20 protein-coding genes are annotated in these 22,744 nt (G+C 72.1%); 14 read left to right on the top strand and 6 right to left on the bottom strand.

What is annotated here, in order from left to right:
- Positions 1-7: 7 nt before the first annotated feature.
- Positions 8-454 carry a Fur family transcriptional regulator gene (locus IOD14_RS10420; protein ID WP_123992121.1) on the bottom strand — a complete coding sequence of 149 codons (447 nt, stop codon included), beginning with the start codon at positions 452-454 and terminating at the stop codon, positions 8-10.
- A gap of 216 nt (positions 455-670) precedes the next feature.
- On the opposite strand from IOD14_RS10420, the gene IOD14_RS10425 reads away from it, so the two are divergent.
- The 5 genes from IOD14_RS10425 to IOD14_RS10445 all read left to right on the top strand — a co-directional run bounded on the left by IOD14_RS10425 (position 671) and on the right by IOD14_RS10445 (position 7,902).
- Positions 671-4,939 (top strand): bifunctional nitrate reductase/sulfite reductase flavoprotein subunit alpha, encoded by a 4,269-nt coding sequence (locus tag IOD14_RS10425; RefSeq protein ID WP_280846270.1) that lies wholly within the window; start codon positions 671-673, stop codon positions 4,937-4,939.
- 48 nt (positions 4,940-4,987) lie between these two features.
- On the top strand, positions 4,988-5,563 hold the full coding sequence (locus tag IOD14_RS10430; RefSeq protein WP_174269255.1) for a hypothetical protein: 576 nt from the start codon (positions 4,988-4,990) through the stop codon (positions 5,561-5,563).
- A gap of 40 nt (positions 5,564-5,603) precedes the next feature.
- Positions 5,604-6,317: a YcnI family protein gene (locus IOD14_RS10435; RefSeq protein ID WP_212670103.1), complete on the top strand. Its 714-nt coding sequence runs from the start codon at positions 5,604-5,606 to the stop codon at positions 6,315-6,317.
- A 66-nt stretch (positions 6,318-6,383) separates the two neighbouring features.
- On the top strand, positions 6,384-7,040 hold the full coding sequence (locus IOD14_RS10440) for a hypothetical protein (protein ID WP_212670104.1): 657 nt from the start codon (positions 6,384-6,386) through the stop codon (positions 7,038-7,040).
- A 262-nt stretch (positions 7,041-7,302) separates the two neighbouring features.
- Positions 7,303-7,902: a sigma-70 family RNA polymerase sigma factor gene (locus tag IOD14_RS10445; protein ID WP_249125891.1), complete on the top strand. Its 600-nt coding sequence runs from the start codon at positions 7,303-7,305 to the stop codon at positions 7,900-7,902.
- A gap of 131 nt (positions 7,903-8,033) precedes the next feature.
- Here the strand turns inward: IOD14_RS10445 and IOD14_RS10450 are convergent, their stop codons facing one another.
- Positions 8,034-8,516 (bottom strand): winged helix DNA-binding protein, encoded by a 483-nt coding sequence (locus IOD14_RS10450; RefSeq protein WP_212670105.1) that lies wholly within the window; start codon positions 8,514-8,516, stop codon positions 8,034-8,036.
- An 88-nt stretch (positions 8,517-8,604) separates the two neighbouring features.
- On the opposite strand from IOD14_RS10450, the gene IOD14_RS10455 reads away from it, so the two are divergent.
- Positions 8,605-9,120: a YceI family protein gene (locus tag IOD14_RS10455; protein ID WP_123992125.1), complete on the top strand. Its 516-nt coding sequence runs from the start codon at positions 8,605-8,607 to the stop codon at positions 9,118-9,120.
- Here the strand turns inward: IOD14_RS10455 and IOD14_RS10460 are convergent.
- Complete coding sequence (locus IOD14_RS10460; protein WP_212673243.1) at positions 9,101-10,771, bottom strand: hypothetical protein; 1,671 nt, start codon at positions 10,769-10,771, stop codon at positions 9,101-9,103. The two genes, IOD14_RS10455 and IOD14_RS10460, sit on opposite strands and share 20 nt — an antisense overlap.
- A gap of 267 nt (positions 10,772-11,038) precedes the next feature.
- Here IOD14_RS10460 and IOD14_RS10465 point away from each other — a divergent pair, with 267 nt between their 5' ends.
- The 4 genes from IOD14_RS10465 (at position 11,039) to IOD14_RS10480 (ending at position 13,672) form a co-directional block, all read left to right on the top strand.
- The gene (locus IOD14_RS10465) at positions 11,039-11,428 is read left to right on the top strand and encodes a cell division protein SepF (protein ID WP_174269257.1); all 390 of its coding nucleotides are present in this window, start codon (positions 11,039-11,041) and stop codon (positions 11,426-11,428) included.
- A gap of 81 nt (positions 11,429-11,509) precedes the next feature.
- Entirely contained in the window at positions 11,510-12,706 is a 1,197-nt protein-coding gene (locus tag IOD14_RS10470; RefSeq protein ID WP_123992126.1) for an ATP-binding protein, read from the top strand.
- On the top strand, positions 12,703-13,029 hold the full coding sequence (locus tag IOD14_RS10475; RefSeq protein ID WP_123992127.1) for a nucleotide pyrophosphohydrolase: 327 nt from the start codon (positions 12,703-12,705) through the stop codon (positions 13,027-13,029). The genes IOD14_RS10470 and IOD14_RS10475 overlap by 4 nt, the downstream gene beginning before the upstream one ends.
- 178 nt (positions 13,030-13,207) lie before the next feature.
- Entirely contained in the window at positions 13,208-13,672 is a 465-nt protein-coding gene (locus IOD14_RS10480; protein ID WP_123992128.1) for a DUF6099 family protein, read from the top strand.
- 219 nt (positions 13,673-13,891) lie between these two features.
- Here the strand turns inward: IOD14_RS10480 and IOD14_RS10485 are convergent, their stop codons facing one another.
- Positions 13,892-14,062 carry a hypothetical protein gene (locus IOD14_RS10485; RefSeq protein ID WP_212670106.1) on the bottom strand — a complete coding sequence of 57 codons (171 nt, stop codon included), beginning with the start codon at positions 14,060-14,062 and terminating at the stop codon, positions 13,892-13,894.
- 290 nt (positions 14,063-14,352) lie between these two features.
- Here IOD14_RS10485 and IOD14_RS10490 point away from each other — a divergent pair, with 290 nt between their 5' ends.
- From IOD14_RS10490 to IOD14_RS10500, 3 genes are all read left to right on the top strand, one after another.
- The gene (locus IOD14_RS10490) at positions 14,353-15,276 is read left to right on the top strand and encodes an LLM class F420-dependent oxidoreductase (RefSeq protein ID WP_212670107.1); all 924 of its coding nucleotides are present in this window, start codon (positions 14,353-14,355) and stop codon (positions 15,274-15,276) included.
- A gap of 153 nt (positions 15,277-15,429) precedes the next feature.
- On the top strand, positions 15,430-16,893 hold the full coding sequence (locus tag IOD14_RS10495) for a 3' terminal RNA ribose 2'-O-methyltransferase Hen1 (protein ID WP_212670108.1): 1,464 nt from the start codon (positions 15,430-15,432) through the stop codon (positions 16,891-16,893).
- A complete protein-coding gene (locus tag IOD14_RS10500; protein WP_123992131.1) occupies positions 16,890-19,433 on the top strand; it encodes a polynucleotide kinase-phosphatase in 2,544 nt (847 codons plus the stop codon). The genes IOD14_RS10495 and IOD14_RS10500 overlap by 4 nt, the downstream gene beginning before the upstream one ends.
- Before the next feature lie 41 nt (positions 19,434-19,474).
- Here the strand turns inward: IOD14_RS10500 and IOD14_RS10505 are convergent, their stop codons facing one another.
- Positions 19,475-20,365, bottom strand: a complete 891-nt coding sequence (locus IOD14_RS10505; protein ID WP_212670109.1) for an NAD(+)/NADH kinase — start codon at positions 20,363-20,365, stop codon at positions 19,475-19,477.
- The gene (locus IOD14_RS10510) at positions 20,362-21,366 is read right to left on the bottom strand and encodes an SPFH domain-containing protein (protein ID WP_123992133.1); all 1,005 of its coding nucleotides are present in this window, start codon (positions 21,364-21,366) and stop codon (positions 20,362-20,364) included. The genes IOD14_RS10505 and IOD14_RS10510 overlap by 4 nt, the downstream gene beginning before the upstream one ends.
- Positions 21,367-21,489: 123 nt before the next feature.
- Between IOD14_RS10510 and IOD14_RS10515 the strand changes: the two genes are divergently transcribed.
- Positions 21,490-22,713 carry an arginine deiminase gene (locus IOD14_RS10515; RefSeq protein ID WP_123992134.1) on the top strand — a complete coding sequence of 408 codons (1,224 nt, stop codon included), beginning with the start codon at positions 21,490-21,492 and terminating at the stop codon, positions 22,711-22,713.
- Positions 22,714-22,744: the final 31 nt, after the last annotated feature.

Below are 22,744 nucleotides of genomic sequence, written 5' to 3' on the forward strand. Positions count from 1 at the left end.
GGGTGGATCAGGGTGCTGAAGTAACGGCTTGGGGGGAACACGCGGGGCACAGGCCCCAGTAGATGACCTCGGCCTCGTCGATCGAGAAGCCGCGGTCGTCGGAAGCTGTCAGACAGGGCGCGTGACCGACGGCACAGTCGACGTCGACGACGGCCCCGCACGACCGGCAGACCAGGTGATGGTGGTTGTCCCCGACCCTCCCCTCGAACCGGGCCGGGCTGCCCGGCGGCTCGATGCGCCGCACGAGCCCCGCCGCGGCGAGCGAGTGCAGGGCCTCGTAGACGGCCTGGAGGGATATATGGCCGAGACGGTCGCGCACTCCCGTGGCGATCGCGTCGACCGGGAGGTGGTCACCGGCCCGAACGGTCTCGAGCAGCGCGACGCGCGCGGCCGTCACCCGCAGGCCGGCACCGCGCAGCTCAGCGGCGGTGTTCGGAAGCTGGGGGGCGGTCATGCGACCAACCTACCCCCATAAACCTGAATGGTTCAAGAAATGGAACCGTTCCAAATCTGTGTCGCGTCGGCTCGGGGGCCCGGAGGCGCTCACAAGGCTTCCTTGTCAGGTGTGCGGGCGGTGTAACTCCTGATGAACGGCTCGGGAGACATCTGCGTAATGGGTGTTTCGTACGGTCGGTGGAGATCGAACCGGCTGAGCTCAGGAGGCGTGCCCGTGGTGCGGACGGTCTGCTCGTACTGCGGTGTGGGCTGCGGCCTGGTCCTCGACATCGGCATGGGCCCCGACGGACGCCGTACGGTCCTGAAGGCCTCCGGCGACAAGGAGCACCCCGCCAACTTCGGCAGGCTCTGCACCAAGGGCGCGACCACCGCCGACCTGCTGGCCGCGCCCGGCCGGCTGACCACGGCCCTGGTACGGCCCGAGCGGGGCGAGGAGCCGGTGCCGGAGGCCGTCGGCACGGCGATCACCGAGACGGCCCGGCGGCTGCGGGAGATCATCGACGAGCACGGCCCCGACGCGGTCTCCCTCTACGTCTCCGGCCAGATGAGTCTTGAGGCCCAGTACCTGGCGAACAAGCTCGCCAAGGGGTTCGTCCGCACCAACCAGATCGAGTCCAACTCCCGGCTGTGCATGGCCAGCGCCGGCACCGGCTACAAGCTGTCGCTCGGGGCGGACGGCCCGCCCGGCTCGTACCAGGACTTCGAGAAGGCCGACCTGTTCCTCGTCATCGGCTCCAACATGGCCGACTGCCACCCCATCCTGTTCCTCAGGATGATGGAGCGGGTGAAGTCGGCGGGCGCCAAGGTGATCGTCGTGGACCCGCGGCGCACCGCCACCGCGGCGAAGGCCGACCTGTTCCTCCAGATCAAGCCGGGCGCCGACCTCGCCCTCCTGAACGGCCTGCTCCACCTGCTGCACGCCGAGGGCCGCACCGACCCCGACTTCATCGCCGCCCACACCGAGGGCTGGGAGGCGATGCCGGAGTTCCTCGCCGACTACACGCCCGAGGCGGTGGCCGGGATGACGGGCCTCGCCGAGGAGGACATCCGGGAGGCGGCGCGGCTCATCGGATCGGCCGGTGAGTGGATGAGCCTGTGGACCATGGGCCTCAACCAGTCCACGCACGGCACCTGGAACACCAACGCCCTGGTCAACCTGCACCTGGCCACGGGAGCCATCTGCCGTCCCGGCAGCGGTCCCTTCTCCCTCACCGGCCAGCCCAACGCGATGGGCGGCCGCGAGATGGGCTACATGGGCCCCGGCCTCCCCGGCCAGCGGTCCGTCCTCGTCGACGAGGAGCGGGCCTTCATGGAGGACCTCTGGGAGCTGCCACCGGACACCCTGCGCGCCGACGGCGTCGGCAAGGGCACCGTCGAGATGTTCCGGAAGATGGCCGACGGCGAGATCAAGGCCTGCTGGATCATCTGCACCAACCCGGTCGCCTCCGTCGCGGGCCGCCGTACCGTCATCGAGGGCCTGGAGGCCGCCGAGTTCGTCGTCACCCAGGACGTCTTCGCCGACACCGAGACCAACGCGTACGCCGATGTCGTCCTGCCCGGCGCGATGTGGACCGAGGGCGAGGGCGTCTTCGTCAACAGCGAGCGCAACCTCACGCTGACCCCGGCCGTGGCCGATCCGCCCGGCGAGGCGATGGCGGACTGGCGGATCATCGCGGCCGTCGCGTGTGCGATGGGGTACGAGAAGGGGTTCTCGTACGACAGCGCGGAGGAGGTCTTCGAGGAGATCAAGCGGGCCTGGAACCCGAAGACGGGATGGGATCTGCGCGGGGTCTCGTACGAGCGGCTGCGGGAGACGCCGGTGCAGTGGCCGGCGGCGCGCGAGGACGGGCCGGACCGCAACCCGATCCGGTACGTGGGGGAGGACGGGACGCTCCGCTTCCCCACGGCGAGCGGACGGGGCGTCTTCCACGCCCGGCCGCACATCCCGCCGGCGGAGATGCCCGACGACGACTACCCCTTCGTCCTGAACACCGGGCGGCTCCAGCACCAGTGGCACACGCTGACCAAGACGGCGAGGGTGGCGAAGCTGAACAGGCTGAACCCCGGGCCGTTCGTGGAGCTGCATCCGCAGGACGCGTCGGCCCTGGGAGTGGTCGACGGCGACTCCGTGGAGGTGGCCTCGCGGCGTGGACGGGCCGTGCTGCCGGCCGTCGTGACGGACCGGGTGCGGCCCGGCTGCTGCTTCGCGCCCTTCCACTGGAACGACCTGTTCGGGGAGTACCTGAGCGTCAACGCGGTGACCAGCGACGCGGTGGATCCGCTGTCGTTCCAGCCGGAGTTCAAGGTGTGCGCGGTGTCGCTGACGAAGGTGGCGGTGCCGGTGGCCCTGCGGTCTGCGGGGGCTGCGGGGTCTTCCTCGGCTTCCGAGGTCATTGAGGCTCCCAAGGCTCCCGGGACTCTTGGGGTTGCCGGGGCTGCCGAGATCGCACCCACCGCGTCCACGGCCGTGTCCGCCTTCGGGCTCGTCCCCGCCCCGCCGCCCGTTCTCACCGCACAGGAACGGCAGTATCTGGTCGGATTCCTCGCCGGGATTCCCGCCGGTGCTCCCGGGGTGCCGGTGCTGCCGCCCGACGCACCCTTCAGCCCCGAGCACGCCCTGTGGGTGAACGGCACACTCGCCGGGATGTACTCCCGGGCGCCGGCCACACAGCCCCTGACCACACAGGCCGCGCTCATACAGTCCGCGCCCACACAGTCCCCGGCCACCTCGGCCCCGGTGACGGTCCTGCGCCGTGAGGTCGTCATCCTGTGGGCCTCGCAGACCGGCACCGCGGAGGAGTTCGCCGCCGCCACCGCCGAGCGGCTCACCACCGTCGGCCACCGCACGTCCCTGGTCGGCATGGACCAGGCCGACCTCGGCGAACTGCCGCCCGGCGCCGACCTGTTGCTGATCACCAGCACCTTCGGCGACGGCGACGCCCCCGACAACGGCAGCGGCTTCTGGGAGACCCTCGCCGACCCCGGCGCCCCGGGGCTGGAGGGCCGGCGGTACGCGGTGCTGGCGTTCGGCGACTCGTCGTACGACGACTTCTGCGGGCACGGCCGCCGACTCGACCGGCGCCTCGACGAACTGGGCGCGCTGCGGCTCGCCCCGCGCACGGACTGCGAGCCGGACTTCGAGGACGCGGCGCACGGATGGCTTGACCAGGTCCTGACGGCACTGTCCGACACCGCCCCCGGAGCGGGGGAGCCGGGTCCCGGTGCCGTCCCGCCGATGTCCGCCGGTGTCCGGCTCGCGCCAACCGGCCTCCAGACGGCCCCCGTCGACCCGCGACCAACCCCTGCCGCGGTCCCGTCGTCAGTCCCGGTCGCCCCTTCCCCCGCCGCGCCCCGCACCGGGAAACCCGCCCCCGTCCTCGCCCGTCTCACCGGCAACCGCCTCCTGAGCCTGCCCGGCGCCGGCAAGGAGGTCCGCAGGTTCACCTTCGACACCCGGGACGCCGAGGGCCCGCTGCTGTACGACGCGGGCGACGCGCTCGGCATCAGGCCGCTCAACTCGGCCGACCTGGTCGAGGAGTGGCTGGCGGTCACCGGACTGGACGCCGGGGCCGCGGTGGACGTGAACGGCGTGGGCGAGGTCGCGCTCGGCGAGGCGTTCCTGCGCCACCTCGACATCACCAGGATCACCCCGGGCCTGCTCCGGTTCGTCGCCGAACGCACCCGGGACCCGAGGGAGTTGAAGAAGCTCCTGCGCCCGGACAACAAGGACGAGCTCGCCAAGTGGGGCTGGGGCCGGCAGGCCGTGGACGTGATCACGGAGTACGCGGTGCAGGCCGCCCCGCAGGAGTGGGCGCAGACCCTCGGGCGCCTCCAGCCGCGTCTGTACTCCATATCGTCCAGCCCGCTGACCGACCCGCACCTCGTCTCGCTGACCGTCTCCGTCGTGCGCTACGAGAACCTGCACGGCAGGCCCCGGCAGGGCGTCTGCTCACCCTTCCTCGCCGACGCCGCCGCGGGCACCCCGGTGCCCGTCCACGTCCAGCGCTCCCCGCACTTCCGTCCGCCGGCCGACCCCGCCACCCCCATGGTCATGGTCGGCCCCGGCACCGGGGTCGCGCCCTTCGTCGGCTTCCTGGAGCAGCGCCGGGCCCTCGGCCACCGGGGCCCGAACTGGCTGTTCTTCGGCGAACAGCACAGGGCGACCGACTTCTACTACGAGGACGAAATGGCCGGATTCCTGGCGGACGGCACCCTCGACCGCCTGGACACCGCCTTCTCCCGCGACCAGCGCGCCAAGGTCTACGTCCAAGACCGGATGCGCGAGCACGGCCCGCTGCTGTGGTCCTGGCTCCAGGACGGCGCCCACTTCTACGTGTGCGGAGACGCCTCCCGCATGGCCAAGGACGTCGACCAGGCGCTCCGGGACATCGCGGTCCTCCACGGCGGCATGGACCAGGCGGGCGCGGCGGCCTGGGTGAAGCAACTCGCCACCGACAAGCGCTATGTGCGAGACATCTACTGACCGAACCCGTCGGCGGAGCTCTGGCCACACGTGGGAGTATCGGTCGCCATGAGGGCGTCCTCTGCGGTCCGGAGCCTGCGCGCGGCGGTGTTCGCCGCGCTCTGCGTGCTGCTGGCCGCCGGGGGACACACACTGGCGACCGGCATGGCGCCGCCCGTGTGGACGCAGGCGGCCGGGTTCGTGCCGGTGTTCGCGGCCGGATGGCTGCTCGGCGGCCGGGAGCGTTCGCTGGGCCCCATCGGCGGGGCGACCCTCACGGCCCAGGGCGGACTGCACATGGCCTTCGGCGCCGCCCGTCCGCACACCGTGATGGTCATGCACGGCATGCGCATGACCCACACACCCGTCCACGCCCTCACCCCGTACGCCACCGCGGCCCACTTCTCGGCCGCCCTCCTGCTGACCTGGTGGCTCCGGCGCGGCGAGGCGGCCCTGTGGTCGCTCCTGCGCCGGGCCGTCGCCCTCGTACCCGGCCTCGCGGCCTGGTGGCGGGGGTACGGCGAACCGGTCGCCCCGGACCCCGTGCGCCCTACCGCCGACGCCCCGCGCACCCCCCGCCCCCTGCTGCTCCGCCACACGGTCCACCGGCGCGGACCGCCCACGACGATCCCGTACGCGATCTGACTCCTTCACCCTTTCCTGTCAGTACGGAGATCCCTCACCCATGTCCTCAGCACACACCGCCGTGCGCCGCGCCGGCCTCGGCACCGCCCTCGCCGCCTGCGCCGTCCTCACCGCCGCGGGCGTCGCCTCCGCGCACGTCACCGTCCACCCCGACAGCTACGCCAAGGGCGCCACCGACGGCGCCCTGAGCTTCCGGGTCCCCGACGAGAGCGACACCGCGAGCACCACCGAGGTCCAGCTGTTCCTGCCCAGCGACCACCCGCTGCTCGGCGTGCTCGTCTCCCCGCACGACGGCTGGACCGCCAAGGTCACCGACACCAGGCTCAGGACGCCGGTCAAGACGGACGACGGCACGATCACCGACGCGGTCTCCGAGATCACCTGGACCGGCGGGAGGATCGGCCCCGGCCAGTACGAGGACTTCGACGTCGCCTTCGGTCAACTCCCGGACGACACCGCCCAGCTGACCTTCAAGACGCTCCAGACCTACTCCGACGGGAAGGTGGTCCGCTGGATCGAGGAGGCCGCCAAGGGCGACGAGGAGCCGGAGAACCCGGCCCCGGTCCTCAAGCTGACGGCGGCCACCGCCGCGTCGGCCACCACGGCGCGGACCTCCGCCGTCGCGGCCGGGGCGGCCAAGACCTCCGCGAGCGACTCCACCGCCCGCGGCCTCGGCGTCGCCGGGCTGGTCGTGGGCGTGCTCGGCCTCGCGGCCGGTGCCTTCGCCGTCGTACGGAGCCGCCGTACGAACTGAGCAGTCACCTGTGGATTTCCGTACCCACGGGTGACTTCCGGTGCCCGGATGGGAGGATATGGCGCCATGACAGCAGGGTGGTGCGCACGCACGCTGAGGGCCGCGGTGTTCGCGGCCGTCTGTGTGCTGCTCGCCGCCCTGGGCCACGTCCTCATGTCCGGCGCCCATGTGCCGGGCTGGACACTGGCCGCGGGCCTGGTCGCGACCGGGTGCGCGGGCTGGTGCCTGGCCGGCCGTGAACGCGGGCTGCCGCTGATCGTGGCCGTGGTGGTGGGCGCCCAGACGGCCCTCCACTCGGCGTTCTCCCTCGCGCAGCCCGCACCGGCGGCGCAGGACACCGGCGTGATGCACATGGCGTCCATGCACACCAGCGGCATGGACGCCATTGATGCGGCCCCCATGGACACGGCCCCCATGGGGACGTCGTCGGGTGTCGACGCCCTCTCGTTCTGGATGCCGTTCGGGATGTACGCCGCCCATCTGCTCGCCGCGCTCCTCACCGGCCTGTGGCTGGCGTACGGGGAGCGGGCCGCGTTCCGCATCCTGCGGGCGGTCGCCGGACGGCTGGTGGCCCCGCTGCGGCTGCTGCTCGCCCTGCCCGCCACCCCGCACCGCCCGCGTCTGCGGGTGTGCCGGCCCCGCTCGGAGCGCGGGCCGCGGGCCCTTCTTCTCGTCCACGCGATCACCCATCGGGGGCCACCCCCGGGGACCGCTGTCGCCTGACGACAGACGGCAACCCGAGGCCGCCCCGGTGCGCCTCGGGCTCGGTCGTGCACCCGCACATGTGCTCAGCGCCCCGCGCTCACCACCATGTGCTCACCACCATGTGTTCACCCCACACAGGCGCGTCGCACCGCAGATGCGCGCAACGCAGCTGTGGTCTGCGCACATGTGGTCGCCGCACGGCCGTATCCCCTCACCGGACCGCCGCGCACCCCTGTGCGCCACGGCGGCCCGGATCACGGCTGACCCCGAAGGACACTTGGTGATCACTTCCACCCTGCCCGCCGCCCCCGCCCCCGCCTCCGCCGACCTCCGTGCCCGCCGCGAGTCGGCCGACGCCTCCGCCACCGCCTGGGCACTCGCCGCCCGCGCCGGTGACACCGACGCCGTCGACCACTTCGTACGCGCTCTGCACCGTGACGTGCTGCGCTATGTCTCCCACCTGTGCGCCGACCCGCAGGCCGTGGACGATCTGGCCCAGGACACCTTCCTGCGGGCGCTCGGCAGTCTGCACCGGTTCGAAGGGCGGTCCTCGGCGCGGGCCTGGGTGCTGTCCATCGCCCGGCGCGCGGTGATCGACGGGTTCCGGCACGCGGCCGTCCGGCCCCGCCGGTACGACGGTGCGGACTGGCAGGCCGCGGCCGAGCGGGCCCAGCCGCGGGGCGTGCCCGGCTTCGACGACGGGATAGCGCTGACCGATCTCCTGGGCACCTTGTCCGACGAGCGGCGGGAGGCGTTCGTGCTCACACAGATGCTGGGGCTGTCGTACGAGGAGGCGGCAGTGGTGAGCGGCTGCCCGGTGGGGACGGTGAGATCTCGCGTGGCGCGGGCCAGGGGAGAGCTGATGGAACTGGTGGTCTGAGGTCGACTCGACGACCAGAACGGCGGCCCTGCGACCCGGCCGCCGGCGTCGCAGCGGACCTCGCCGTCGACCCGCTCGCCCGGCGCGCGTCCCCGGCCGCCGTCTCCGGCGCCATGGCACCGCACCGGCGCCTACTCCGGCTTCGCCTCCGCGGCGAGGTCGGGCATCAGCGCGCACAGGGCCTGGCGCTGGTCGGCGCCCATGAAGCGGGACAGGGCCTCCTTCACCGTCGCGGCGAGGGTGTCGGAGGCGTCCTTGAGCAGGTCCCGGGCCTTCTCGGTGAGGGCCACCTCCACGCCCCGCTTGTCTCCGCAGACCGACTTGCGGGTGACGAGTCCGGCGTGCTGGAGACAGGCGATCTGGTAGGTGAGACGGGTCTTGGGGCGGCCCAGGAGCTCCGCGATCCGCGTCATGCGGCGGCCTTCGCGGGGGCCCGCGGCCAGCAGGCACAGGACCAGGAACTCGTCGTGCGAGACGTCCAGCCGCTCCTTGACGACGCCCCGCAGCTCCTGTTCCACGGCACCGGTCGCGGCCAGCATCAGCATCCAGGCGTGCAGTTCGGCGGGCAGGAGCCCGTCACCTGCGGCGGAGGGGCAGTCGGAGTGGTCGGCCATGGATTCGATTCTACCCGTTGTCCAAATTTGAATAATCGACTAGCGTGCTGTCATCCAAATTTGGACTACCTCAGTGAGGAACGGAACCATGACCGTCGCCGTCGAAACCGGAACCTGGCAGCTCGACCGGACCGCCACCACCGTCGCCCTGAAGCACAGGACGATGTGGGGTCTGGTCACGGTGAAGGGCGCCTTCACCACCGTGGACGGTCAGGGCGAGGTACGGGCGGACGGGTCCGTCGTCGGCACCGTGACCCTGGACGCCGCCTCCCTCGACACCAAGAACGCCAAGCGCGACGAGCACCTGCGCGGGGCCGACTTCTTCGACGTCGCCAACCACCCCGAGATCACCTTCGCGGTGCGCAGCGCCGAGCTGCGTGAGGGCGACCAGGTGCATGTGATCGGCCAGCTGACCGTGCGCGGCATCAGCCGCCCCCAGTCCTTCACCGCCGCGGTCACCGACGCGAGCGCCGACGCGGTCACGATCAACGCCGAGTTCTCGGTGGACCGCGACCACTTCGGCCTGGGCTGGAACCAGCTGGGCATGATCCGCGGCCTGACCGCGGTCACCGCGACGCTCCGCTTCAAGCGGTCGGCAGCTTGACGTAGGTGCTCGACAGCGTCTGCGGCGAGGACGTGAAGACCCGCAGCCGGACCTGCTGATGCGCGTGCGGGAGCGCGTACGTCCCCCCGGGCGGCCGCAGTTCGTACGTCGCCGTCGCGTGGGCGGCCAGCGTGGCAGGCCCCCGCAGCACCGAGAAGTACGGGTACATGCCCTGGCCCCGGGTGAGCGTGAAGTGCGGGGTGAGGGCTTCGTCGCCGGTGTTGGTGACCCGCAGGGTCAGCCGGGAGAGGGAGCGGACGTCGTGGCGCACGGCGGTGACCCGCATGCGCAGGGGCGGTGAGCCGGTGGCCGCCAGCGCCGCGCTCGCCAGCGCCGGGCCGAGCAGCAGCACGGCCGCGGCGATCCGCGCCGGACGCCGGTGCGGACCGGCGAGCCGGCGCGTGAACGGCTGCCAGGCCCCCGCGAACTCCGACGCGGGCGCCGTGACCGCCGCCGCCAGCCACAGCGGGGTCATCATCAGGTAGTAGCCGTCCTGCGAACGCGTCGCCAGCCAGAAGGCCAGCCACGGCAGCACGGTCGCCGCCGGACCGAGGCGACGCACGAACAGCACGAACAACGCCAGCAGACCGGCGAGCAGCAGCAGACTGGCGTACCCGTACCAGTCGAGCCGGTCGCTGCCGTCGGTGAGGTACAGCGACACCCCCACCAGGCCCTGGCCGTGCAGCACCGCGCCCTGGATCAGCGGCAGCGCGATGCCCTTCAGCCACGCGACCGGCTGGCTCACGAGGAAGTACGCGTTGATCAGCAGCCATGCGATGGCGGCGACCCCGGCGAGCCGTAGCAACACCGCTCCCGCGGCCCGCCCGCCCAGCTCCCCGCGCCGTACGGCGTAGATCCCGGCGAGCAGGAACGGCGCCAGGAACCACGGCAGTTGCTGCGCCGCGCACGCCGCGCCCAGGCAGGCCGCCTGCGCCACCCCGGCCGGACCCAGCCGCCCGCCCCGCCCGATCCGGGGCCAGCGCACCACCACCGGGATCATCAGGGCCAGCGCCAGGATCGCCGGGTAGCCGAGACGGCCGTACATCGTGAGCATCGAGAATCCGAGGCACGCCATGGTCGCCGCCGAACGCCAGGGCGCGGGCAGCAGCCACCACAGCACGACCGTGCCGACGAGCAGGGCACCTGTGCTCATCGCTATGGCCGGCAGGCTGCCGTGGCCGAGCCACAGCAAGGGGGCCGTCAGCAGCGGGGCGAGCGGGGGATAGCCGTACGTGTAGTCGTACCCCCCGGTGACGGTCGGGGTCAGTGCGATGCCCTTGGCGCCGAAGAGCCAGGGCCAGGGGTTGCCGTAGACGCCGTGCCCCGCGACCAGGTCGCGCGCCGCCTGGGTGGTGAGGACGGACTCGTCGGAGCCGCGGTGGAACAGGACGAACGCGCACAGTGCGAGTGCCAGACCGGTCACCAGCACGCACAGGTCCACGCGCGCGAGGGCGCGCCGGCCGCGCACCACCAGGGCGAGTACGCCGCAGACGAGGATCGAGGCGTAGCAGACCGAGATGACCGCGGCGACGGCAGGCCGGTGGGTGGCCGCCTGGGTCCACACCTCGCGCGTGCCGATGAGAAGGCTGACGTCCGCGAGCAGCGTCAGGACGCGATGCCACTGCGTGGGGGGTTCCGGGGCGGTGGACACCGCCGGCTGGGTGGGCCGGCCGGGTGCCGACAGCTGAGTATCTGCCAGGAGCACGGCATCGGACGCTAATCGGACCCGGTGAGCGGGGTGGCGACGGAGGCCAAGAGTCCGGTGTGAGGGGGGTAAGACCCTTTCGTCACGATGGGGGGTGACGTGATGTGTCCGCCGAGTCCGTCGCGGACCGTGTCGCTGTTGGGCCGTACGGGTGACTTGGCGTAAGAATTGGCTGGTGCAGGCATTGAAGGCGAGTCGGATCGGGGGGAGCCGGTGAACAGGTACGACGTCACCGATGAACAGTGGGAGGGGCTCGCCCAGGTCGTTCCGTTGCGTGGACGGGACGCGTGGCCGTCCGCGATCGACCACCGGTCGATGCCGGAGGCCGTGACCGAGGCCCGACGCCGTTTCGTCGTCCTGCGGATCAATGTCTTCGCGGACGCCCGCGAGGTCGCCGAGACCCTGATGGCGGGCATCCCGGTCCTGCTCGACCTCACCGGCGCGGAGACGGAGGTCGCCAAGAGGGTCCTCGACTTCAGCACGGGTGTCGTGTTCGGCCTGGCGAGCGGAATGCACCGCGTGGACCGCAACGTGTTCCTGCTGACCCCGGCCGGGACCGAGGTGACCGGGCTGATGGAGGGGGCGGGGATGCCCGGGGTCTGAGCCTCGGGACGGTTAGCTCGTTCGTAGGAAGGCCGTCGGGCAGGAACGGTTCGCCCAAGGGCGGAGTCCTACGGTCCGGATATGCGTGCATCCCCCACATCCGCTGTCGTCCCGGCTCAGTCGGCCGCACCGCGCGCGGAGCTCGCGCACGGTGGTGAACACCGCCCCGACCGGCCCTGTCTCACCGAACTGCGACTGTCCGCGTACGCCGTGCACCGGCGGGCCGGGTTGCCGCTCGGGCCGCTGACCCTGTTCGCCGGGCCCAGCGGGAGCGGCAAGAGCAGCGCGCTGCGGGCGTACGAGGCGCTCGCCCGGCTCGGTGGCGGCGCGAGCCTCGGCGAGGTGTTCCCGCATCCCCTCGGGTGCGTCCCCGACCGGGCCCGCCCCGACGCACAGCGCCGCCGCGGCTTCCGGATCGGCTGCACGGCGGACGGCCCCGAGGGGCCGGTCCGGCTCGACGTCGCCGTCCAGGCCGAGCCCGAACTACGTGTCGTGGGGGAGCGGTTGACGTCCGGCGGGCTCGTTCTCCTGGAGACCGCGCTGCGCGACCCCTCCCGCCGGTTCGTGCAGGCCGCCTGGCACACGGCCGGGAGCGCACCGGTCACCCGCGCCCCGCTCCCGGACGACCAGCTCGGCACCGCCCTGCTGCCGCTGCGCGTGGCGGGCAAGACCGACGGACAGCGGCGCGTCCTGGCCGCCGCCGAGCAGATGGTCGTCGCCCTGCGCTCGGTCTTCGGCTGCGACCCGCGCCCCGGGCGCATGCGGCTGCCCGTCCCGACCGGTACCGGACGGCTGCTGGGCGGCTGCGACAACCTCGCCGACGTCCTGTGGCGCACCCGCGCGGAGTGCCCCCGACGGCACGCGCAACTCGTCGCCGCGGTGCGCGCCGGATGCGCGGGGCCCGTCGCCGACGTGCTCGCCGAACCCCTGCCCATCGGGACGGTCCGGGCCCTGCTCGACCGCGGGGACGGCGGCCGCACGGAGCTCGGGCGGCTGGGCGACGGCGAGCTGAGGTATCTCGCGCTCGCCTTGGTGCTGCTCACCGGGCCGGGGGTGCTGGAGGTCGACCCGGCCGGCGAGGTGCCCGCCGCGATGCAGACGCTCACCGTGCTCGCCGACAACCTCGACCGGAACCTGGACCCACGGCAGCGGGCCGAACTGCTGCGGCTGGCCGTGCGGATGTGCGAGCGCGGGCACATCCGGCTCGTCGGCGCGGTGAGCGACGCCTCGTGGGCCGTCGGGGTGGACGGGGTCACGGTGGTACACCTGGAGCCGTGACAGAACCTCTCGACGTGGCGAAACTGCAGCGCCGGCTGGCCGACTTCGCGGCGGCACGCGACTGGCAGCCGTACCACACCCCCAAGAACCTCGTCGCCGCGCTCAGTGTGGAGGCCTCCGAACTGGTCGAGATCTTCCAGTGGTTGACGCCCGAGGAGTCGACGCGGGTCATGGACGACCCCGACAGCGCGCACCGCGTGACGGACGAGATCGCCGATGTGCTCGCGTATCTGCTCCAGCTGTGCGAGGTGCTCGATGTCGATCCGCTGGCGGCGCTGGACGCGAAGATCGACCGCAACGAACGGAGATTTCCGGCACCGTGAGGAAGGATGCAGTCCTCTTTCACTCTCCGTGATGAAAAGTGAGTCCGAAACCGATTTGTTGTCCACAGATTTCCGTCTACCTCTGGTTTTTCGTTCCGAGCGAGCTCACTCTGGGTAGTGGACAAGGGAGTTCGGGCGGACGTGCCCGGCAGTGCGCCGGGACAGACGGGGGCAGCCGATGGACGCGGTGCGGCTCATCGTGACGAGCAGGCGTGCCCTGGCCGGGGGCGGCGAGGCGCCCGAGGTCATGGCGGAGGTGTGGCAGGCGCAGGCCCTGGCGCAGGCGATAGGCAGTCGCCTCGCGGTCGCCGGGCCGCCCGAACTCCGGGGCGAGGCACTGGGATTGACCGAACTCGCGGGCCGGGGGTGCGGGGTCCTGGAGCGTCCCGACATAGCCCTGGCGGAGTTGCGGGCCGCGCAGCTCACCGAGCTCGGCGATGCCCGCCAGGCCCTCCTGTACCTCGGCGGCCTCCTCGGCGAGGTGGGCATCGCCCTGGTCGGCCTCGCCTGCGCGGCGGACGACGAGACGACGTACTGGCAGTGCATGGAGGCGATCGACGCGGCGGACGAGTCACGGGACCGGGTCCTGCAGATGCTGCGAAGACTGGCGGACCGGGGGGAGGAGTTGCCGGAGGCGGGGTGAGCTCCTCGGCCCGTCCCGGTGGGGCCGGTCGCGCCCCCGGCGGAGCCGTTGATGTCACGGCCCCGCGCCGCCCCTGAAAGAGGTGGGCTCCGCTGGGCATGCTTCGACTGCGCCGACCCGGGGGTGCGGGGAACCGCGCGACCAGCCCCCCACCGGCCCGCAGCCGAAGACCGTCCTCAGTCGGCCGCCTCCTCACCGGCCCGCAGCCGAAGACCGTCCTCAGTCGGCCGCCTCCTCACCGGCCTCGCGCCCAGCACCTCCGGCCCCCTGAAGATCCGCGTCCAGCGCCGACAGATCCGCGTTCAGGGCCGCCATCAGCTCCTCCATCTGCTGCAGCAACCCCTTCGGCTGCCCAGCCCCCGCGATCAGCGGCACAGTTTCCTCGGACATGACGGCCTCCTCGGCCAAAGGACCCCGACGAAGGGGCCGACGCGGGTAACGGATGACGCGCCGGCGACGACAAGCCGGCTCCGCCCGAGCCAACGATCACCAAAGGGCCCGGTCACTGGCACGTTCACCCCTCGCGCACGCCGTTGACGGATTTTCACCCGCCCGGGGACCGCGGAGACGGCGAGGACCGCGGGGGCGGCGGGGGCGGCGGAATCACGGGGGCCATGGGGTCCGAGGAGGTCGCGGGGGCCGAGGGGGCCACGGTTCACTCCTGCGTGCAGGATGGAGACATGGATCTCCGCATCTTCACCGAGCCCCAGCAGGGCGCAAGCTACGACACCCTCCTCACTGTCGCGAAGGCCACGGAAGACCTCGGTTTCGACGCATTTTTCCGTTCCGACCACTACCTCAGGATGGGCGACGGCGACGGCCTCCCCGGCCCCACCGACGCCTGGATCACCCTCGCCGGCCTGGCCCGCGAGACGAAGCGCGTACGGCTCGGCACCCTGATGACCGCCGCCACCTTCCGGCTCCCCGGCGTCCTCGCCATCCAGGTCGCCCAGGTCGACCAGATGTCCGGCGGACGTGTCGAACTCGGCCTGGGGGCGGGCTGGTTCGAGGAGGAGCACTCGGCGTACGGCATTCCGTTCCCGAAGGAGAAGTTCCCCCGCCTGGAGGAGCAGCTGGAGATCGTCACCGGCCTGTGGGCCACCGAGCACGGCGACACCTTCGACTTCCACGGCGAGCACTACCAGCTCACGAAGTCGCCCGCGCTGCCCAAGCCCGCCCAGAGCAAGATCCCCGTGCTGATCGGCGGCCACGGCGCGACCCGCACCCCGCGTCTGGCCGCCCGCTACGCCGACGAGTTCAACCTGCCGTTCGGCTCGCCCGAGGACAGCGAGACGCAGTTCGGCCGGGTCCGGGCCGCCGCCCAGGAGGCGGGCCGCGCGGCCGACGCGATCACCTACTCCAACGCCCTCGTGGTCTGCGTCGGCAAGGACGACCAGGAGGTGGCCCGGCGCGCCGCGGCGATCGGCCGTGAGGTCGACGAGCTCAAGACCAACGGCCTGGCCGGTACCCCCGCCGAGGTCGTCGACAAGATCGGCCGCTACGCCGCCGTGGGCTCCAGCCGGATCTACCTCCAGATCCTCGACCTCGACGACCTGGACCACCTGGAGCTGATCTCCGCGCAGGTCCAGTCGCAGCTGTCGTGATCCGGCCGACGTCTCCCGCTTATTCGAAGGCGCAGGTCGGACCGATCGTGGGAAGCTGAGGACGTCGTCCTGCCGAGCCCCCGGGATCACCGTCCTCGGGGGCTTTGGCGTACGGCGTCCCAGTCCCGTCCACCGGCCGGAGAGGCCACGCGCATGTTTCTGACGATCAGTACCACCGGCACTCCCAAGTGCCCCGCGACCGACCTCGGCTTCCTGCTGCACAAGCATCCCGAGAAGGCGCAGGCGTTCTCCACCTCCTACGGCACGGCGCACGTCCTCTATCCCGAGGCGGACGAGCAGCGCTGTACGGCGGCGCTGCTGCTGGAGGTCGACGCGGTGGCGATGGTCAGGCGCGGCAAGGGCAAGGGCCGCGGCGGCGCCCCCGACGCGGCCCTCGCGCAGTACGTCAACGACCGCCCGTACGCGGCCTCTTCGCTGCTCGCGGTCGCACTGAGCGCGGTGTTCTCCAGTGCGATGCGCGGGATGTGCAACGCCAGGCCCGAACTCCCCTCGCAGGCACGGCCGCTGCGTGTCGAGGTGCCGGCGCTCCCGGCCCGCGGCGGCCCGGAGCTGGTACGGCGTCTCTTCGAGCCGCTCGGCTGGACCGTGACCGCCGAACCGGTCGCGCTGGACAGCGCGTTCCCGGAGTGGGGCGACTCGCGCTACGTCCGTCTCGAACTGGAGTCCACGCAGCTCACCGTCGCCGAGGCGCTGCGCCATCTGTACGTCCTGCTGCCCGTCCTCGACGACGCCAAGCACTACTGGGTGGCCCCCGACGAGGTCGACAAGCTGCTCAGGGCCGGTGAGGGCTGGCTGCCCGCGCACCCGGAGCAGAAGCTGATCACCAGCCGCTACCTGTCCCGCCGCTGGTCTCTGACGCGCGAGGCCATGGAGCGTCTGGAGCTGGTGCGGCTCGCCGAGGCCGACGACAGCGAGGTCGAGGACATCGACAACGCCGTCGAGGCGGAGACCGAGACCGAACAGAGGCCGACCCCGCTCGCGGTCCAGCGCCGCGAGGCGATCCTGGAGGCGCTGCGCGCCGCCGGCGCCGCCCGCGTCCTCGACCTCGGCTGTGGCCAGGGCCAGTTGGTGCAGGCGCTGCTCAAGGACCCGAAGTTCACGGAGATCGTCGGCGTCGACGTGTCGGTGCGGGCGCTCACCATCGCCTCCCGGCGGCTGAAGCTGGACCGCATGGGGGAGCGGATGGCCTCCCGCGTCCAGCTCCTCCAGGGCTCGCTCGCGTACACCGACAAGCGGCTCAAGGGGTACGACGCCGCCGTGCTCAGCGAGGTGATCGAGCACCTCGACCTGCCCCGGCTGCCCGCCCTGGAGTACGCGGTGTTCGGAGCGGCCCGCCCGCGGACCGTCCTGGTGACGACCCCGAACGTCGAGTACAACGTCCGCTGGGAGTCGCTCCCGGCCGGGCACGTACGGCACGGCGACCACCGCTTCGAGTGGACGCGCGAGCAGTTCCGGTCGTGGGCGTCCACGGTGGCCGAACGGCACGGCTACGACGTGGAGTTCGTGCCTGTCGGGCCGGACGACCCGGAGGTCGGACCGCCCACCCAGATGGCCGCGTTCGTCATGAGGAACGAGAAGGAGGCGAAGGCCGCATGAGCGAGACACAGACCAGGGGACGGACTCTGCCCGTCACCGACCTTTCCCTCGTAGTCCTCGTCGGCGCCTCCGGTTCCGGCAAGTCCACCTTCGCCCGGCGGCACTTCAAGCCGACCGAGGTGATCTCCTCGGACTTCTGCCGGGGCCTGGTCTCCGACGACGAGAACGACCAGGGCGCCACCAAGGACGCCTTCGACGTCCTGCACTACATCGCGGGCAAGCGCCTGGCCGCCGGCCGCCGCACGGTCGTCGACGCGACCAGCGTGCAGTCGGACTCCCGGCGGCAGCTGATCGACCTGGCCAAGCAGTACGACGTCCTGCCCATCGCCATCGTGCTCGACGTGCCCGAGGAGGTGTGCGCCGAGCGCAACGCGGGCCGCACCGACCGGGCCGACATGCCGGTCCGGGTCATCAAGCGGCACATCCGTGAACTGCGGCGCTCGATCCGTCACCTGGAGCGCGAGGGCTTCCGCAAGGTGCACGTCCTGCGCGGGGTGGCGGACGTCGAGAGCGCCACCGTCGTCACCGAGAAGCGCTTCAACGACCTGACCCACCTCACCGGCCCCTTCGACATCATCGGCGACATCCACGGCTGCGCCGCCGAACTGGAGTCGCTGCTGGGCAAGTTGGGGTACTCCGACGGCGTCCACCCCGAGGGCCGTACCGCGGTCTTCGTCGGCGACCTCGTCGACCGCGGCCCGGACAGCCCCGGTGTGCTGCGCAGGGTGATGTCGATGGTCAAGTCCGGCAACGCGCTGTGCGTGCCGGGCAACCACGAGAACAAGTACGGGCGTTACCTCAAGGGCCGCAAGGTCCAGCACACGCACGGCCTCGCGGAGACCATCGAGCAGATGGAGAGCGTGTCGGACGAGTTCCGGGCCGAGGTGCGGGAGTTCATCGACGGCCTCGTCAGCCACTACGTGCTCGACGGCGGCCGCCTGGTCGTCTGCCACGCCGGTCTGCCGGAGAAGTACCACGGCCGCACCTCCGGCCGGGTCCGCTCGCACGCCCTGTACGGCGACACCACCGGCGAGACCGACGAGTTCGGCCTGCCGGTGCGCTACCCGTGGGCGGAGGACTACCGCGGCCGGGCGGCCGTGGTCTACGGCCACACCCCGGTCCCGGACGCGACCTGGCTCAACAACACGATCTGCCTGGACACCGGTGCCGTCTTCGGCGGCAAGCTCACGGCGCTGCGCTGGCCGGAGCGGGAGCTGGTCGACGTACCGGCGGAGCAGGTCTGGTACGAGCCGGCCAGGCCGCTGAAGTCGGAGGCCCCCGGCGGCCAGGACGGCCGTCCGCTGGACCTCGCCGACGTGCACGGCCGCAGGGCCGTCGAGACCCGGCACCAGGGGCGGGTCGCGGTCCGTGAGGAGAACGCGGCGGCGGCCCTGGAGGTCATGAGCCGTTTCGCGGTGGACCCGCGGCTGCTGCCGTACCTTCCGCCGACGATGGCCCCGACCGCCACGTCTCATGTCGACGGCTTCCTGGAGCACCCGGCGGAGGCGTTCGCGCAATACGCCGGGGACGGGGTCGAGCGGGTCGTGTGCGAGGAGAAGCACATGGGCTCGCGGGCGGTGGCCCTGGTCTGCCGGGACGCGGAGGCGGCGCGCAGGCGCTTCGGCGTGGACGGACCCACGGGTTCGCTCTACACCCGCACGGGCCGCCCGTTCTTCGACGACGAGTCGGTGACGGAGACGATCCTCGACCGGCTGCGGACGGCGATCGGCGAGGCGGGCCTGTGGGACGAACTCGGTACGGACTGGCTGCTGCTGGACGCCGAGCTGATGCCGTGGTCGCTGAAGGCCTCCGGTCTGCTGCGGTCGCAGTACGCGGCCGTCGGCGCCGCGTCCGGCGCGGTGTTCCCGGGAGTGCTGGCCGCGCTCCAGGGCGCGGCGGGCCGGGGCGTGGACGTCACGGACCTGCTGGCCCGCCAGCGCGAACGGGCCGACGCGGCAGGCGCGTTCACCGACGCGTACCGCCGCTACTGCTGGACCACCGACGGCCTGGACGGTGTCCGCCTGGCACCGTTCCAGATCCTCGCGGTCCAGGGTCGCAGCCTCGCCGGGCTCCCGCACGACGAGCAGCTGGCCCTGCTGGACCGGCTGGTGGAGCACGACAGCACGGGCCTGCTCCAGACCACCCGACGCCTCTACGTCGACACCGGTGACCCGGAGTCGGTGCGGGCGGGCGTCGACTGGTGGCTGGAGATGACCGGCCGCGGCGGCGAGGGCATGGTCGTCAAGCCGCTCGGCGCGGTGGTCCGCAGCACGGAGGGGCGTCTGGTGCAGCCCGGCATCAAGTGCCGTGGCCGGGAGTACCTGCGGATCATCTACGGCCCGGAGTACACCCGCCCGGAGAACCTCGACCGCCTGCGCAAGAGGTTCCTGAACCACAAGCGCTCCCTCGCGATCCGCGAGTACGCCCTCGGCCTGGAGGCCCTGGACCGGCTGGCGGAGGGCGAGCCGCTGTGGCGGGTGCACGAGGCGGTGTTCGGGGTGCTGGCACTGGAGTCGGAGCCGGTGGACCCGCGGCTGTGAGCCACCGGGCCGGACGTGAGGGGTGACCCGTCGGTCACCCCTCACCCCACCAGCCGCAACCGCTCCCCGCACACCCCCACCTCCACCGTCTGCCCCCACGTCAGCTCCAGCGAGTCGCCCTCCATGCCGTCCCCGAAGGCGATCAGACGTTCGGACTCGACGGTGAGGCGGAGGCGGGCGGGGGCGGGGAGCTCGCCGGCGGTCAGGGAGGTGCCGGTGGCCGGGGACGGCCAGGCCTCGCGGACGAACCAGACCAGGCGGGTCTCCGTCGGGGCCGGCAGCCGCAGGGCACCACCCCGCTCCTGCCACACGGACCGGAGCCAGCCCGTGGCCCCGGTCCCCGTCCCCACCAGCACCCCGGACGAAGCCTGGGCCTCGACGACACCCCCGTCGCCCTCCAGGCCCAGGCGGTATCGGGCGGTCTGATGACCGTAGGCGCCCAGGTAGATCTCGTTCAGTGCGACGAGCCGCTGGGTGTCGTCCGCGACGGCCTCGACCATCGTCAGCTCGTCGACGCTCGCACCCGCCGCTGCCAGCAACTTCGCCGTGTCCCGCGGGCGGTGCCGCACCAGGACACCGGGGTTGCGGCCGGGCTCGGAGTCGATGCCCAGCACCGGTTGCCCGGACAGGTACTTGGCCACGTTGGCCACCAGTCCGTCCTGGCCGACCACGACCACGACGTCCTCGGGGGCGAACAGGAAACGGTCCAGGTCAGCCCGCTCCACCCGGGCCTGACGCCAGGTCAGGGGAATCGCGGAGGTCACCTCGGCGAGCGCCCGTCGGGTGCGCTCGTGGCGGGCGGCGACCTCCTCGATGTCCCGGCCCCGGGAGGAGAGGAAGAAGGCGGCCTGGCCGTGGGTGCCGTGGTGGGCCACCAACTCCTCGTACTCCGTGGTGCGATGGACCAGGACGGCCCGTGGCGCGAGACTCACTCCGGCTCCCGCGCGCCCAGCTTGGCCAGCAGCCCTGTCAGCACGTCCGGCGAGACGGTCAGGCTGTCGATGTGCGGCAGGTTCTCCGCGAGACGGGTCCCGGTGAGCGCGTGCAGGGTGGCGACCTCGACGTCCTCGTGCACCTTCAGCCAGGCGGCCTGCGCCTGTGCCTTCGCGTCACCGACCGCGCGCACTCCCTCGGCCTCCGCGCGAGCCAGCCGTACCGAGCGCGTCGCCTCCGCCTCGGCCCGTACCGCGTCCGCGGCCGCGTGCTCCTCCGCCTCCCGGCGGGCGTTCGTGCCGCGCTGCTCCACCAACTGCTCCTCGCGGCGGGCGAGTTCGATCTGGCTGGCCAGTTCGTTCTCGGCGATGGCCCGCTCGCGCTCCACGGCGACGGCCCGCCGTTCGTAGGTGGCCCGGTCGGCCTCCTGCTGGATCTGTTCGCGGGCCGGGGTCCGCAGCGCCCGCTCCACCTCCGGCTCGGGGCGCAGGGCCATCACGCGTACGGCGACCACCTCGATGCCGGTGGCCGGCAGCCGTGGCTCGGCGTCCAGGCCCGCCGCGACCCGCTCGCGCACCGCCGCGACCCCGTCCACCAGGGCGGAGGACAGCGGAGTGCGGGCCAGTACGTCGAGCGCGTGCTGCTGGGCCGTCTCCGTGAGCAGCGTGCCCAGTTGCTCCAGGGGCGCGCCCCGCCACACCCCGGTGTCCGGGTCGATCGAGAAGTCCAGGCGCGCGGCGGCGAGGGCGGGGTCGCCGATCCGGTAGGTCACGGTGGCCTGCACCGCCACGTCCTGGAAGTCGGACGTACGGGCATGGAACGTCATGGCCAACTCGCGGTCGTCCACCGGAACTTCGGAGAGTGCGGCCGTCAGCGCGCGGAACCAGAAGCTGAGCCCGGGACCGTCGTGCAGCAGGGTGCCGCCGCGGTGGTGCCGGATGTGCGCCGTGGGCGCACCGCGCAGATGGCGCCAACCGAGGCGCCGGGTGATGTCGGCCATCGAACCCCCTCTTTTCGTCTCTTGGACGATAACCGTGGGGCAGGATTGTCGTCAAGGGGACGAGAACAAGAAACCCCGGCGGACGGAGGGGTCAAGACGGCCCCCGTTGGTCAGGATGGAGGCATGGGATTCCATGTCGACTCCGAGACCGGGCGGCTCAGGCGCGTCATCCTGCACCGGCCGGACCTCGAGCTCAAAAGGCTCACCCCCAGCAACAAGGACGCACTCCTCTTCGACGACGTGCTGTGGGTGCGCCGGGCGCGCGCCGAGCACGACGGGTTCGCCGACGTGCTGCGCGACCGCGGTGTCGCCGTGCACCTCTTCGGCGACCTGCTCACCGAGGCCCTGGACATCCCGGCGGCCCGGTCGCTCGTCCTCGACCGGGTCTTCGCCGAGAAGGAGTACGGCCCGCTCGCCACCGACCATCTCCGCGCCTCCTTCGAGGCGCTGCCCGCCGAGGAGCTCGCGGAAGCACTCGTCGGCGGCATGACCAAGCGGGAGTTCCTGGAGGCGCACCCGGAGCCGACCTCCGTGCGCTTCCACGTCATGGACCTGGACGACTTCCTCCTGGCCCCGCTGCCCAACCACCTGTTCACCCGCGACACCTCGGCCTGGATATACGACGGGGTCTCCGTCAACGCCATGAAGTGGCCCGCCCGGCAGCGCGAGACGGTGCACTTCGAGGCGATCTACCGCCACCACCCGCTCTTCCGTGACGAGACGTTCCACCTCTGGTCGGAGGGTCAGGCCGACTACCCGTCCACCATCGAGGGCGGCGACGTCCTCGTCATCGGCAACGGCGCCGTCCTCATCGGCATGAGCGAACGGACCACGCCCCAGGCCGTCGAGATGCTCGCGCACAAGCTGTTCGCCGCAGGCTCCGCGCAGTCGATCGTGGCCCTCGACATGCCGAAGCGGCGGGCCTTCATGCATCTCGACACCGTGATGACGATGGTCGACGGCGACACCTTCACCCAGTACGCCGGACTCGGCATGCTCCGGTCGTACACCATCGAACCGGGCGTCGGGGACAAGGAGCTCAAGGTCACCGACCATCCGCCGGAGCACATGCACCGCGCGATCGCCGCCGCGCTCGGGCTGAGCGAGATCCGGGTCCTGACCGCCACCCAGGACGTGCACGCGGCCGAACGCGAGCAGTGGGACGACGGCTGCAACGTCCTCGCCGTCGAGCCGGGTGTCGTCGTCGCCTACGAGCGCAACGCCACCACCAACACCCATCTGCGCAAGCAGGGCATCGAGGTCATCGAGATCCCGGGCAGCGAACTGGGGCGGGGGCGGGGCGGGCCGCGCTGCATGAGCTGTCCGGTGGAGAGGGAGGCTGTATAGAAATGCTGAACATCGTATAGACTTCCAGCGT

The organism is Streptomyces sp. A2-16 (assembly GCF_018128905.1).
Taxonomy (GTDB): domain Bacteria; phylum Actinomycetota; class Actinomycetes; order Streptomycetales; family Streptomycetaceae; genus Streptomyces.

What these genes read in the sequence shown, in the direction of transcription:
- IOD14_RS10420 (WP_123992121.1), bottom strand. Translation starts at nt 454, where the DNA reads ATGACCGCCCCCCAGCTTCCGAACACCGCCGCTGAGCTGCGCGGTGCC.
- IOD14_RS10430 (WP_174269255.1), top strand. Translation starts at nt 4,988, where the DNA reads ATGAGGGCGTCCTCTGCGGTCCGGAGCCTGCGCGCGGCGGTGTTCGCC.
- IOD14_RS10435 (WP_212670103.1), top strand. Translation starts at nt 5,604, where the DNA reads ATGTCCTCAGCACACACCGCCGTGCGCCGCGCCGGCCTCGGCACCGCC.
- IOD14_RS10440 (WP_212670104.1), top strand. Translation starts at nt 6,384, where the DNA reads ATGACAGCAGGGTGGTGCGCACGCACGCTGAGGGCCGCGGTGTTCGCG.
- IOD14_RS10450 (WP_212670105.1), bottom strand. Translation starts at nt 8,516, where the DNA reads ATGGCCGACCACTCCGACTGCCCCTCCGCCGCAGGTGACGGGCTCCTG.
- IOD14_RS10455 (WP_123992125.1), top strand. Translation starts at nt 8,605, where the DNA reads ATGACCGTCGCCGTCGAAACCGGAACCTGGCAGCTCGACCGGACCGCC.
- IOD14_RS10470 (WP_123992126.1), top strand. Translation starts at nt 11,510, where the DNA reads ATGCGTGCATCCCCCACATCCGCTGTCGTCCCGGCTCAGTCGGCCGCA.
- IOD14_RS10480 (WP_123992128.1), top strand. Translation starts at nt 13,208, where the DNA reads ATGGACGCGGTGCGGCTCATCGTGACGAGCAGGCGTGCCCTGGCCGGG.
- IOD14_RS10485 (WP_212670106.1), bottom strand. Translation starts at nt 14,062, where the DNA reads ATGTCCGAGGAAACTGTGCCGCTGATCGCGGGGGCTGGGCAGCCGAAG.
- IOD14_RS10490 (WP_212670107.1), top strand. Translation starts at nt 14,353, where the DNA reads ATGGATCTCCGCATCTTCACCGAGCCCCAGCAGGGCGCAAGCTACGAC.
- IOD14_RS10495 (WP_212670108.1), top strand. Translation starts at nt 15,430, where the DNA reads ATGTTTCTGACGATCAGTACCACCGGCACTCCCAAGTGCCCCGCGACC.
- IOD14_RS10500 (WP_123992131.1), top strand. Translation starts at nt 16,890, where the DNA reads ATGAGCGAGACACAGACCAGGGGACGGACTCTGCCCGTCACCGACCTT.
- IOD14_RS10510 (WP_123992133.1), bottom strand. Translation starts at nt 21,366, where the DNA reads ATGGCCGACATCACCCGGCGCCTCGGTTGGCGCCATCTGCGCGGTGCG.
- IOD14_RS10515 (WP_123992134.1), top strand. Translation starts at nt 21,490, where the DNA reads ATGGGATTCCATGTCGACTCCGAGACCGGGCGGCTCAGGCGCGTCATC.